The sequence below is a fragment of the Methylobacterium sp. D48H genome (assembly GCF_053345715.1).
The window spans coordinates 39,397-52,195 of record NZ_JBKFAP010000006.1 but is presented as its reverse complement, the minus strand read 5'-3'; the positions used below and the strand labels follow the sequence as shown (position 1 = coordinate 52,195).

At 72.8% G+C, this 12,799-nt stretch carries 9 protein-coding genes; 2 read left to right on the top strand and 7 right to left on the bottom strand.

Annotated features, from left to right (window positions below):
• Window positions 1–31 precede the first annotated feature (31 nt).
• Window positions 32–631 (bottom strand): PAS domain-containing protein, encoded by a 600-nt coding sequence (locus ACLBX8_RS13220; RefSeq protein ID WP_100252078.1) that lies wholly within the window; start codon window positions 629–631, stop codon window positions 32–34.
• Between the two features lie 756 nt (window positions 632–1,387).
• Here ACLBX8_RS13220 and ACLBX8_RS13215 point away from each other — a divergent pair.
• Complete coding sequence (locus ACLBX8_RS13215) at window positions 1,388–2,107, top strand: hypothetical protein (protein WP_447699543.1); 720 nt, start codon at window positions 1,388–1,390, stop codon at window positions 2,105–2,107.
• On the opposite strand, the gene ACLBX8_RS13210 is transcribed toward ACLBX8_RS13215, so the two are convergent.
• From ACLBX8_RS13210 to ACLBX8_RS13190, 5 genes are all read right to left on the bottom strand, one after another.
• Window positions 2,104–3,021, bottom strand: a complete 918-nt coding sequence (locus tag ACLBX8_RS13210; RefSeq protein ID WP_447699542.1) for an ABC transporter permease subunit — start codon at window positions 3,019–3,021, stop codon at window positions 2,104–2,106. The genes ACLBX8_RS13215 and ACLBX8_RS13210 overlap by 4 nt on opposite strands.
• Window positions 3,018–3,809, bottom strand: coding sequence for a taurine ABC transporter ATP-binding protein (locus tag ACLBX8_RS13205; protein WP_447699541.1), 792 nt, complete (start codon window positions 3,807–3,809; stop codon window positions 3,018–3,020). Before ACLBX8_RS13205 ends, ACLBX8_RS13210 begins: the two co-directional genes overlap by 4 nt.
• A 23-nt stretch (window positions 3,810–3,832) precedes the next feature.
• Window positions 3,833–4,846 carry a taurine ABC transporter substrate-binding protein gene (gene tauA / locus ACLBX8_RS13200; protein ID WP_447699540.1) on the bottom strand — a complete coding sequence of 338 codons (1,014 nt, stop codon included), beginning with the start codon at window positions 4,844–4,846 and terminating at the stop codon, window positions 3,833–3,835.
• 412 nt (window positions 4,847–5,258) lie between these two features.
• On the bottom strand, window positions 5,259–8,717 hold the full coding sequence (locus ACLBX8_RS13195) for a PAS domain S-box protein (protein WP_447699539.1): 3,459 nt from the start codon (window positions 8,715–8,717) through the stop codon (window positions 5,259–5,261).
• Between the two features lie 211 nt (window positions 8,718–8,928).
• Entirely contained in the window at window positions 8,929–9,474 is a 546-nt protein-coding gene (locus ACLBX8_RS13190; protein WP_020093203.1) for a TetR/AcrR family transcriptional regulator, read from the bottom strand.
• 112 nt (window positions 9,475–9,586) lie between these two features.
• Here ACLBX8_RS13190 and ACLBX8_RS13185 point away from each other — a divergent pair, with 112 nt between their 5' ends.
• Window positions 9,587–10,150 (top strand): sugar O-acetyltransferase, encoded by a 564-nt coding sequence (locus tag ACLBX8_RS13185; RefSeq protein WP_447699538.1) that lies wholly within the window; start codon window positions 9,587–9,589, stop codon window positions 10,148–10,150.
• A 372-nt stretch (window positions 10,151–10,522) separates the two neighbouring features.
• On the opposite strand, the gene ACLBX8_RS13180 is transcribed toward ACLBX8_RS13185, so the two are convergent.
• Complete coding sequence (locus ACLBX8_RS13180) at window positions 10,523–12,271, bottom strand: outer membrane beta-barrel protein (protein WP_447699537.1); 1,749 nt, start codon at window positions 12,269–12,271, stop codon at window positions 10,523–10,525.
• Window positions 12,272–12,799 lie beyond the last annotated feature (528 nt).

Below are 12,799 nucleotides of genomic sequence, written 5' to 3'. Positions count from 1 at the left end.
GACGATCCGCGACCTCCGGCAGCTGCCCCGCTCAGTGCAGGCCGCCGCTGCGCTCGGCGCGCTGGCGCTCCGCGAGGCGCTTGCCGATCTCGAGGAGCAGCGTCTCGGTCAGCGCCACGAGGGCGGTGTCGCCGAGCACCGAGACCGTGTTGTGCAGCGACAGGCAGAGGTCGGCGGTGCGGCTGAGGGCGTCGTCGATCGTGTCCCCGTCGCGCTCCGCGAAAGCCGCGCCGGCCGCCTTGCTGTCCGAGATCTCGACGATCACGCCCCGTCCGGTGGTCGGTCGCCCGTCTTGGTCCAGGTAGAAGTGCCCGCGGGTGAACAGCCACCGCAGCCGCCCCTCCGGCGAGCAGACGCGGTACTCCGCCGTGTAGGAGCCGCCGGTCCGGACGCAGTCCAGAATGACCTGCGAGATGTGGGGCTGATCGTCCGGATGGACGGCCTTCAGGAGCTCCGCGAGGCTGACCCCGACCCGCGACCGGGCCGGGCTGATGTTGAACAGCAGGGCGCTCACCGGATCGGCCCGCGCCTCGTCCCGGAGGATGTCCCACATCCAGAAGCCGACGCCGCCCGAGGCTTCGAGCGCCGCGACGAGCGCCGCCTCGGATACGACGTCGTCCGCGTGGTCCATCCGAGACCTCCCCGATCTCACCGCAACCAGAGGCGACGCTGCGCGACGATTGTGATCCTGCAAAATCCGTTATAGCCCAATACAAATTCCCGTAAAGATCTTGTATTCAAATATATGTGTTGTCTCGCCGTGCCCGGTTCGCCTGCCCTAGGCTTCCGTCAGAGTTGAGCGGCGGACTCGAAGGGAATTTTTTTCTGCTGGCCGCCGCGACGTGCCGTCCCTCCACTGGCCGACACCTGACTCCGCCGGCAGGGACGGGGCGAGGCCCAGCGTCCAGGCCCAGCGTCCTGGCCGAGGGGCCCGGGACGTCCCGGTCCGGGCCGGAGCTTGCGCGCCCTGCGCGTCCGCGCGGGCGCTGGACGCGGTTCGTCAGCGCAGCGAGCGCATCAAATGAGGGCGACCGGCGAGCGGGCCGACGCGATCAAGGACGGGTTGGTTCTGCCGACCTCCACGTCCGCTGCCTGGTGGGCCCCACATCTTGTCGGGACGCGGACGTGGATGCAGAGCCGCGCGCGGGCCGGCCCGTTCCTCCGATCCGCAGGGTCTCCGCGCGGACCCATCCGCCGCGCCGTGAACCCATGGCCCCCTTCGTCCCGGCGGCCTGTGCAGTAATGGCGCAACTTGCGCCATCTTGTGCAGCTATTTATCCAGATGAATGATTGACGAATCCGGCTCTATCGGCTCAGATAATGCGCCTGATGGCGTTCGGACCGGCTCTCAGGTGTCGTCTGGCTCGGGTCGGCAAGGTTCGGTCCCATGAGCTACATGTTCAAGGTCCCCTCCGGCGCCGTGGCGGGGGCGATCGCGCAGCAGATCACGTCACAGGGCTACGCGGTTCTCGAGGACTACGTGAGCCCGGAGGACCTGCGCGTCGCGCAGGCTTTCGTCGCGCGGGCGGTCGCCGCGAAGGGCGGTGAGTACGCGGGTTTCACCGGGACGAAGGATCTCGGCGGCACGTTCCTGGCCGCCCTGCCGGACGACCCGACCTTCAACGCCCTGTGCCGCGGCATCTACGAGAGCGCCGTGGGACGGCCCGCGCCGGATGTCGGCTACTACCAGATCCTGCGCTGTCTGGCGGGACATGGCGCCAGGACGCACTCGATGCGCTTCCACTTCGACTCGTACGTGCTCACGGCCCTCGTCCCGGTCACGATGCCGGACCACGGTTCTCCGGGGCGCCTGATCATCCACCCGAACACCCGCGCACTGCGTCGAAGCTACCTCCGCAACCTTGTCGACAAGGCGCTGGTCGACAATCCGCTCGCGCAGAAGCTCCTGACCCGCGCCTACGACCGCGGCAGCGACCGCGTGATCCGCCTGTCGCTGAAGCCGGGAAGCCTGTACTTCTTCTGGGGCTACCGCTCGCTGCACACGAACGAGCCCTGCGCGTCCGACGCGATCCGGGCCACGGCCCTGCTGCACTACGTCGATCCGCACGCGGGCAGCCGGCTCAAGCGGGTGCTGCGGCGGCGCTAGTGTCGGCCCTTCCAGGGCACCAGCACGCGCTCCAGGCCCCGCATCCCGAGCTCGAACAGGCCCGCGAACAGGCCGATCAGCAGGATGCCCATCACCACCACGTCGGTGCGCAGGAAATTGGAGGCGTTGAGGACGAGCTGGCCGAGCCCGGCCTGGGCCGCCACCATCTCGGCGGCCACCAGGGTGGTCCAGCCCACGCCCATGCCGATCCGCAGGCCGATCAGGATCTCCGGCAGCGCCGCCGGGAAGACCACGTGGCGCAGGACCTGCCAGCGGCTCGCCCCGAGGGCGCGCGCGGCGTTGATCTGGTCGACCGAGGCGGAGCGCACCCCCGCCCGCGCGGCGAGCGCCACCGGGGCGAGGCAGGCGAGGAAGATCAGCAGCACCTTCGACAGCTCGCCGATCCCGAACCAGATGATCATCAGGGGCAGGTAGGCGAGCGGCGGCAGCGGCCGGTAGAACTCGATCGGCGGGTCGAGGATGCCCCGGGCGATCCGGCTCGTGCCCATGGCGAGCCCGGCCGGGATGCCCACCAGGGCGGCGAGCGCGAAGGCGCCGAGGACGCGCAGGAGGCTGTCGCCGATGTGGAGCCCGAGCGGGGCTCCGTCGATCTCCCCGCGCCAGGCCTGACCGAAGGCCGCCAGGACCGCCTCCGGCGGCGGCAGGAACAGCGGCTTCACCCAGCCGGCACGGGTGGCGACCAGCCAGAGGCCGAGGGCTGCCAGCACCGTGGCGGCGCTGACCGTCGGCACCAGGATCCCGCGGCGGCGGCGGATTCCGGTGCGCGCCAGCGGGGCCGCCGCCGGAGCCGGGGCCGGGACCGTGTCCGGGATCACGTCCGGGATCACGTCCGGGATCACGTCCGGGATCACGTCCGGGACCGCGTCCGGCGCGGCGCGGGGCAGACCGCTCATCGGACGGCCTCCGGTGCCGCGCCGGCGCCGCCGCGGATGCGCGCGAGCACGCGCTCGCGCACGGCGATGAAGGCGGGGTCCGACTTCACGGCCCGGGCGTCGCGGCCCTCGACGAACGCCCGGGAGAAGGGCAGGTCCAGCGTCTCGACGATGCGGCCGGGCCGCGGGCTCATGATCACCAGCCGGGTGGCGAGGAACACCGCCTCCTCGACGTCGTGGGTGATGAAGAAGGCCATCTTGCCGGTCCGGTGCCAGATCCGGAGGATCAGCTCCTGGATCTGCTCGCGGGTGAAGGCGTCCAGCGCGCCGAGCGGCTCGTCCATCAGCAGGGCGCGCGGGTCTCCGGCGAGCGCCCGGGCGAGGCCGACCCGCTGCTGCATCCCGCCCGAGAGCGCGTAGACCTTCCGGTCGGCGCAGTCGGGCAGGCCGACGAGGTCGAGCGTCGCCAGGGCGATCCGCCGCCGCTCCGCCCGGGGCACGCCCCGCATCTTCGGTCCGAAGGCCACGTTCTCGGCGACGTCCAGCCAGGGCATCAGGGCGTGGCGCTGGAACACCACGCCCCGCTCGGCTCCCGGACCCCGGACCGGCGCGCCGTCGAGGAGGATGCGGCCCTCGGTGGGCGCCAGGAATCCCGCGATCGCCGAGAGCAGGGTGGTCTTGCCGCAGCCCGAGGCGCCGAGCGCCACCACGAACTCTCCGGGACCGATGGTCAGGTCGATCCCCGACAGCGCGGCGACCGCGTCGGCGCCCTGCCCGTAGCGGACGCTCAGGTTGCGGATCTCGATCATGGGCCCTCCGGTCCGGGGACAGGCTATTTCCGGGCCGCGTCCACGACCTGCGTCGTGACGAACCGGGCGTAGTCGGGCGCCAGCGCCTGCACGCGCCCCTGCGCCTTCAGGAAGGCGGCGGTCTCGGTCAGGGCCTTGGCGGCGGCGCCGCCGAGCCAGGCCGGGGAGGCCTGCGCCTCCAGGGTCGGGAGCCGGTAGGCCGCGAGGCTCGCGGGCACCTCGGCGGGCGCCGAGCCGCTGATCCGGGCCACCGCCGCCACCTCCGGCGCGTCGGCGCCCCAGGGCCTGGCGGCGTAGGCCGCGTCCTGGGCGGCGATCAGCCGGACGAGCGTCACCAGGAAGTCCCGGTTCCGCGCCGCCCAGGCCCGGTCGACCACGAGGCCGTCGAAGGTCGCCTTGCCCCGGCGGGCGAGGTCGCCGGCCGAGACCACCACGGTGCCGGACTTCTTCACCCGGGCGAGCACCGGGTCCCAGATGAAGGTCGCGTCGATGTCGCCCCGCTCCCAGGCGGCGGCGATCTCGGGCGGCCGCATGTTGAGGATCCGGACGTCGGCCTGCGTCAGCCCGGCCTCCGCCAGGGCGGCGATCAGCTGGTAATGCGCGGTCGACACGAACGGCACCGCGATCGTCTTGCCGCGCAGGTCGGCCACACCCGTCACGCCGCTGCCGGCGCGGGCCACGAGCTGCTCGGCGTCGGCGATCTCGTCGAGGATCCAGAACAGCTGGATGTCGAGCCCCTGCGAGGCGGCCGCCGCGATCGGGCTCGACCCCGCCTCGCCGATCTGGACGCTGCCCGAGGCCATGGCGCGGATCACGTCGCCGCCGCCGCCGAACTTGCGCCAGTGGATCGTGTAGCCGGTCGCCTTCTCGATCGCCCCGGAGGCCATCAGGGCGCGGAACGGCACCACCATGTCCTGGTGGGCGAAGGTGACCTCCCGGTCGGCCGCGCGGGCGGTGCCGGTGAACGGCGCGCCGAGAACCAGGGCGGCCAGGGCGGCCAGCGCGACGGCGCGGCGGTGCGGACCGGCAGATGTCATGAGATGTCCCCCATTCCGGCCGGCCCGGCGCGGAGGCGACTCGGGCGGCCGGGCGCAGGGTCGGCCGAGCTCGGCCACGAAGGCAAGGGCCCGTGCCCTGCCCCGGTCGCGCCCGGGATCCGCCTCGCGCCGCGGCCCCCGCGGCGGTGCGCGGGTCGCGGGCAGCCGCCCGCGGCGCTGCGCGGACCGCGCGCGCCGGAATATCCATCTCCCCGGACGCGCGCGATAGCCGGTGCCGTTCTCCGAACCGCCCTCGCCGGAGGCGCCCGCCATCGTCGTCCCGGAGTCGCGGCCCGGCGGGCGCGCAGCCGGCGCGGGACCGCCGGCTGGGAAGATCGTTCCTCGCCGCCGCGTGGCTGGGAGACGAGAATTTGGGCGTGCAAAACCCGCGGGCTGGCTCCGGCGCCCCCGCTCAGGCCGCGCGCAGCGCGGCGATCTCGTCGATCGTGGCGGCCGCCTGGGCCCGGAGCGCGGCCAGCAGCGCGGTGACGTCCTCGCCCGCGCGGCAGGCCGTCTCGAAGGCCCGGCAGGTCGCGGCCAGATCCAGGAAGCCGATCATGCTGGCCGCCGACACCATGGCGTGCGCGTCCCCCATCAGCCGCGTCCGGTCGCCGTCGGTCGCCGCCGGCCCGAACCGCTCGGCGAGCTCCTTCGCCAGCATCGCCAGGAGGTCGCCCATGCGCGCCTGGCCGACCATCGCAGTCATCTCGTCCAGGGTGGCCCGGTCGATCGTCCCCGCGCGGCGCGGCGGCTCGGCGCGAGGGGCCGCCCACCGGTCGATCGCGGCGAGCAGCGCGTCCGCGCGGAACGGCTTGCCGATATGGTCGTCGAGCCCGGCGGCGCGCAGCTCGGCCACCTGCTGCGGCAGGACGTTCGCCGTCATCGCGAGGATCGGCAGGCGGCCGGCGGCGCCGCCCAGGGCGCGGATCCGCCGGGTCGCCGCGATGCCGTCCATCACGGGCATCTGCACGTCCATCAGGACGAGGTCGTAGGATCGCGCCTGGACGGCCGCCACCGCGGCGACCCCGTCGGCCACCACGTCCACCGCGTGCCCGGCGCGCTCCAGGATCATCCGGGCGAGGTCCTGGTTGAGCGGCACGTCCTCGGCCAGGAGCAGGCGGCGGCCGGTCGCGCGGGCGATCGCCGAGGCCGGCGCGGTCGCGCGGGCCGGCGGGACCGCCGCGGGCAGGTCGGCCTCGAACCAGAAGGTCGAGCCGTGCCCGACCGTGCTCGCGACGCCGATCGTCCCGCCCATCAGCGTGACGAGGGATTTCGAGATGGCGAGCCCCAGCCCGGTGCCGCCGTACTCGCGGCTGATCGAGCCGTCGACCTGCGAGAAGCGCCGGAACAGGCGGTCGCACTTGTCGGTCGGGATCCCGATGCCGGTGTCGCGGACCGCGAAGCGCAGCCGCGTCCCGCCGATCGCGTCCGGGCTGACCCGGACCGACAGGTCGATGCCGCCCGACGCGGTGAACTTCACGGCGTTGTTGAGCAGGTTGAGCAGGATCTGCCGGAGGCGGTCCTCGTCGCCCTCGACCCAGTCGGGCAGGCCCGGGCCTTGGGCGAGCGTGAGGGCGAGCCCCTTGCGCTCCGCGGAGGGGCGCACGATCGACACCGCGTTGTCGATCAGCGCCTCCAGGGCGAAGGGCCGGGGCACGATCTCGATCTGCCCGGCCTCGACCTTCGAGAAGTCGAGGACGTCGTTGACCACGGTCAGGAGCGCGGCCCCGGCGGTGCGGATGCGGTCGGCGTTCCGGCGCGCCGACGGTCCGAGATCCGTCCCGTCGAGGAGCAGGTCGGCGTAGCCGATCACCCCGTTGAGCGGCGTGCGGATCTCGTGGCTCATGGCGGCGAGGAACTCGCTCTTGGCCGCGCTCGCCCGCTCCGCCTCCAGGCGCGCGGCGTCGGCCGCCGCCTTGGCGGCGAGGAGCGCCGCCTCGGCGGCCTTGCGGGCGGTGACGTCGATGTTGAGGCCGATCATCCGCCGCGCCTGCCCGGGCGCGCCGCGCCCGACGCCGTTGATCCAGCGCACCCCGCCGTCCGCGGTGGGGACCCGGAACTCGATCGAGAAGGTCTGCCCGGCGGCCGCGGCCGCGGCCGCGATCCGCAGCGCCCGCTCGCCGTCGGCGCGGTCGATCAGGGCGAGCCAGTCCCGGGTGTCGAGGGCGTGGTTCCGGTCGGTCTCGATGCCGTGGAGCCGCGCGCTCTCGGGGGACCACTCGATCCGGCCGCTGTCGAGGTCGAGGTGCCACGTCCCGGCATGGGCGGCCTGCTGGGCGAGGTGCAGCAGGCTGCTGGCATCCTCCACGGCGCGCCGGGCGGTGACGATCTCGTCGATGTCGAGGGCGGTGCCGAGCATGCCCACCATGCTCTCGCCCTGCCAGATCGGCAGGAGCACGATCTTGTGCCAGCGGTAGGCGCCGTCGTGCCGCTGCAGGCGGCCCTCGACCTCGTAGGGCGCGCGGCGGGCGGGCGCCTCCGACCACAGCCGCTCCATCCGCTCCGTGTCGTCGGGATGCGTCCGGGCGATCCGGGCGGCGCGCGTCGGGCCGATCGGGCCGTAGTAATCCTCGAAGCGCCGGTTGACGTAGGAGGCGTCGCCGGTCTCCGTGCTGGCGATCCAGACGAGCTGCGGCAGCGCGTCGGCCAGGGCGCGGTAGCGGGCCTCGCTCAACCGCAGGGCGTCCTCCGCGGCCTTGCGGGCGCTCACGTCGCGCAGGGTCGCCACGTAGCCGTCCGGGGCGCCGGTCGCCCGATCGTGGGTCAGGCTGAACGAGATCTCCACCCAGACCCAGTGCCCGTCCCGGTGCCGGTAGCGCTGGGAGGTCAGGGCGCGGGACGCGCGGCCGCCGGTGAGGTCGTCGAGGACGCGGCGGTACGCGCCGACCTCGTCGGGATGGACGAAGTCGAGGGGATGGGTGCCGATCAGCTCCTGCGGATCGTAGCCCAGGACGGCGCGCACCGCCGGCGAGACGTAGCGGCGGCGGGCGGTCAGGTCGGACCAGATGATGATGTCGGTGGCGTTCTCGGCCAGCAGCCGGTAGCGGCGCTCGCTCTCCTCCAGGTCCCGCTCGGCGATCCGGTTCTGGGTCACGTCGCCGAAGGTCAGGACCGTGCCGCCGTCCGGCAGGGCCGCGCACCGGACCTCCAGGATCGGGCCGCCGGGCAGGCGCCAGTCGAACAGCGGCGGCAGCCCGGCGCGCGCGCCCGTTCCGAGGCCCGGATCGGACCCGGCCGCCGCGCAGTCGCCGCGGGCCCGCTGGTAGGCGCGGATGTCCGGGAGGGCGACGCCCGCCCGCAGGACGTCGTCCGGCAGGTCGAGCAGGTCCGCGGCGCTTCGGTTGAACGCGCGCACCCGCTGGTCGGCGTCGAGGACGACGAGTCCCTGGTCCAAGCTGTCCAGCGTGCCGCGCAGGATCATGTCGGTCTCGCGCGCCCGCCGCTCCGACCGGACGAGGTCGGTCACGTCGAGAATGAGGCCGTGCAGGGCGACGAGCGCGCCCTCGGGCCCGAACTCGGGCAGCCCCTGGATGATCGCGTCCAGCACGGTCCCGTCCGGGCGGACGATGCGGGCCCGCGCCTGGTAGGGGATTGCCGGCCGGCTTCCTTCCAGAATCCCCTCGAGCCGCGCGACCAGGGCGGCGCGGTCGTCCGGATGATAGCACGCGACGTGCTCGGCGAGCGGCAGGTCGCACGCGCCGGGCGTCCCGAGCAGCCGCGCGAGACTCGCCGATCGGGTCACCCGGCGGGTCCGCGGATCGAGACGCCACTGCCCGAAGCCGGGGCCCCCGTCCCAGGGTGCAGGCTCGCCCGCGGCCCGGCGCGGAGCGGGATCCGGCGGCGCGGCCGGGCGGGTCGCGTCAATCTGCATCGGCCCCAGGGTTCCCCACCACCGGCGCGGACCGCGCCCGGGCGCGCCCTCGGCACGCATCGGGGCGAACCTGCTCGCGCGACGGTTGCTGATTCCTTGCCGGCACCGTGCGGCATTCGGCACCTGTCCGGCCGGCGATCACGATCGCTTGAGGGGCCGGCACGCGGCGTCCCCGGCCCGGTGGGGGGCGGGTGCGGGGACGGGTGCGGCCCTACCGCACCAGCCGCTCCACGATCGCCCGCACCTGCGCCCGATCCGCCGGCTGCGGGTCGACCGAGCGGTGGATCGTCAGGCCCTCGATCATGGCGTCGAGGGCCTTGGCGGTCTCCGGCGCGAAGTGCCGTTCCAGGGCGGCCCGGCTCTTGGCCATCCAGTCCTGCATGACCCGGCGCAGCGGCGGGTTCCGGGCCGCGAAGGCGTAGAGTTCGTAGCTCAGCAGCATCGTGCGCGGGCTCGCCCAGAGGTCGCTCACGATCAGGTCGACCACGGCCTCGCAGGCCTCGTCGACGGTCGCGGCCGCGGCGAGCCGGTCGGCGAACCGCGCCGAGACCGTGTCGGCGAGCCCGGTGAACGCCTCGGTCAGAAGCGCGTCGAGGCTGTCGAAATGGTAGGTCATGGAGCCCAGCGGCACGTCGGCCGCCGCCGCGACCCGGCGGTGGGTCGTGCCGGCGACGCCGTGCTCGGCGACGACGTCGAGGGTCGCCCGGATGATGCGCGCCCGGCGATCCGGGTCGAAACGGCGCTGGGCGGCGGGCAAGGGGACCTCCTCGGATCCGGTTCAGGGCAGCCGGGCCGTGACGCGCGCGGCCTTGATATGTACATCTGTACGCATAGCTAGGGTCCGACGCGGCCGGAGGGAGGTCCCCACCATGAACACAGAGATCGTGAAGACCCAGAAGCAGAGGATGCTGGCGGGCGAGCTGTACTGCGCCGACGACCCGGAACTGGCCGCCGACAACCGGCGCATCTCGGAATGGATGGACCGGTATAACGCCGCGCAGACGCGGAGCCAGCCCGAGCGGCAGGCGCTCCTGGAGGAGGCCTTCGCGCGGGTCGGCCCGGGCTGCAACATCCGGCCGCCGTTCCACTGCGACTACGGCTACAACATCAGCCTGGGCCGCGGCGTGTTCCTGAACTTCGGGTGCAGCATCCTCGACGTGATGTCGGTCACGATCGGCGACCTGACGCAGATCGGCACGGCCGTGCAGATCCTGACCCCCGATCATCCGCGCGAGCCGGCCCAGCGCCGGCAGATGCTGGAATTCGCCCGCCCGGTGGTGATCGGCGCCAATGTCTGGATCGGCAGCGGCGCGATCATCCTCCCCGGGGTCACGATCGGCGACGACGCGATCGTCGGGGCGGGCAGCGTGGTGACGCGCGACGTCCCGGCCGGCGCCACCGTGGTGGGGAACCCGGCCCGGCCGCGGCCGTGAGGAGGTGAGGGCGCGCGGGGCGCGTGCTGCGTGGGGGAGCGGTCCGGCCGCGTCGGCCCTCCGTCGAGCGTGCCAGCGCTCCCGTCCGGGCCGGAACTCCCGTCCGGGCCGGAACTCCTGTCCGGGCCGGAACTCTTGTCCGGGCCGGAACTCTTGTCCGGGCCGGACCTGCCGGGGACGCCGACGACCGGTCGCGGCCGGTTCACGCGGCCGCGCGGCCAAGCTGAGCGGCCCCGCGGCGTCGCTGCCGCGGGCCGGGGGGGCGATGCCGGGATCGAGGCACCGGGATATCGAGGCACCGGAATCGAACGGCCGGCGCGGCCCGTCCCCTGGCCTGCCGCGCCCGCGTTCGGGCGCGGCGTGGCGGCTGGATCAGTCCTTGCGGATCGGGGCCGCCGGAGCGCCTGTCTCGCCGAAGCCGAAATCGGCCAGCCGGTAGGAGAGCTGCGCGAAGCCGCCGTAGCGACCGGTCTCGAACTTCATCGGGCTGGGCGGCGAGAACGGGAAGGCCGTCGTGTGCGCCTTGTCGGCCTGGAGCTGCCAGTAGCGGCCGCCGACGCCGACGCTGACGGACGGCGTCAGGTCGTACGAGATGATCCCCTCCAGGAAGTAGCCGTCGCCGCGGCCGCCTTCCGGCCCCGGATTGATATCGGGCCGCAGCCAGTGCCGGTCGACGCCGCTCAGGCTCACGACCGGCAGGTAGGCGCCTTCCAGGCTCAGCCGGACCCGGTCGAACCGCGCTTCGCCGATCACGCCGACGCGCAGCGCGTTCCACTGCATGCTCTCGCCCAGCGTCTTCATGCTGGTCGGGTAGGGTCTGGCGCAGGGAGTCCCGCCCGCCACCTGACGGCAGCCGTAGCCGTTGTACAGTTCGGACGCGAACTGGTAGCCGAGGAAGCCGCCGAGCTTGTACCCGTCCCGGCGCAGCACGTCGTAGCCGAGATCGATCACGCCGTAGCCGATGTCGCCGTCCTTGATCGGCGACAGCGTCTTCGAATAGCGGCGCAGGGCGGGCGGGAAGTCCTCGTCGGCGAGGCGGCCGCCGGTGACGCCGCCCGAGCCGAGGAAGCCCTTGGCGAACAGGCCGGTGGGGTTGTGCTCGAGCCGTGCGAAGCTCTCGCCGGCATGCGCCTGGGTGTTGTTGTAGGTCAGGCGCGAATTGAGCTGGCCGGGCGCGTCGGGGTCGCCGAGCTTCTCGCGCGGTGTCCCGGAGCTGAAGAAGTAGCGCAGGCCGCCCTCGAAATCCCAGGTGGCCGGGCCTGCCGACGCGATCGGGGCCAGGGTGGGAAGCCCGGCTCCGAACCGGTAGTTGAGGCCGACGCGGGCCAGGAAGCCGTCCGTCGCGACCCGCGTGCCGGCGTGGTAGCCGGTCAGCACGGGGTACGACGGAGCCGGGAGGACCGCCCGGGAGCCGAGATCGTAGTAGAGACCCTCGACCTTGGCGGAGAGGTGCTCGCTGAAGGCGTGCTCGATGCCGGCGCCGGCCACGTAGCCCAGGCGCACCGCGCCCTGGCGCCCGTCGAACAGCGGGAAACCGGCCAACGACAGGTTGTTGTCGGTCCGGACCGTGCCCGCGGCGAGGCCGCCCGTGGCGTAGACGAGGGTGCGATCGACGGCGAAGCCGATCCTGCCGCGCAGGGTGGCGAGTTCGTCCAGCCTCTGGCCGGAATGGGCGACGCTGCGGCGATAGAAGCCGCCGCCCGCGGCCGGAAAAGCGCCCTCGCGGCGATCGTAGCCCCACAGCCGGGTGAATTGGTAATCCGCGGCGGCGCCGGCGACGAAGCCGGAATTCACCTGCCAATCGTAGCCGACCTCGGCGCCGCCGACGAAGCTCCCGTCCGAGGCCCGCTTCGATGGAATGACCGGGCAGTTCCGGGCTCCGGGCTGCCCGTCCGGACCTGTGCAGACGAACTGCGTGGCCCGATCGAGGGTCCCGTAACCGGCGAACAGGCCGGCATGCGCTCCGGTCCAGGAGAAGATCGGCACGGCCGTCGCCGCCGGCGGAAGGGCCCGCCGCGGGAGGTCCGCCGCCATCGCGGTCTGCGACAGCAGGCACAGGAGAAGTCCAGAACTCGAGATGCGGTACATGTAGTGTCCCCCGCCGCGCGTCGTCGAAGGCATGAGCGTCAAGGTCTCTTCGTCGGTAAGGATTCGGATGCCGAAGTGGAGCTTCTGCTGATCTCGCGCGGTTCGCATGATGCGCTCTTATGATTAGGTCGTGATGTCTCGATTCTGAAGCGTAAATTTTCGACCTATCTCATCAAATTTGACTAGATATACAATTGTTGATGCGAGAAGTGTATTTTACCAAATACGCGGATTTTGCAGACTTATTATCTTGATGGCCTATTCGAGTCATTGTCAGCGGAGATGTTGCTCTGATCTTCGGTCGTGCCGCGGCTTGGTTCCGTTCGCTTTTGCGGCCGGGTGATGCGTTCGTGCATCACCTGCGCCCTGCCCGGTCCAACCCAGGGCGGCCACGGGGCCGGGCCGCCGGCCCGACGCGATGCCCGTCGCGATACCGCTCCGGCGCGTTCCTGGCGGGGCGGCCCGGTCCGGGGAACCATCCGGGCGGCCCGAGCCTTCCTGGGCGGGATTGCGGGCGGATCCGGCCGCGAGTCCCCTGGATACGCCCGCCCGTCTTCCCGG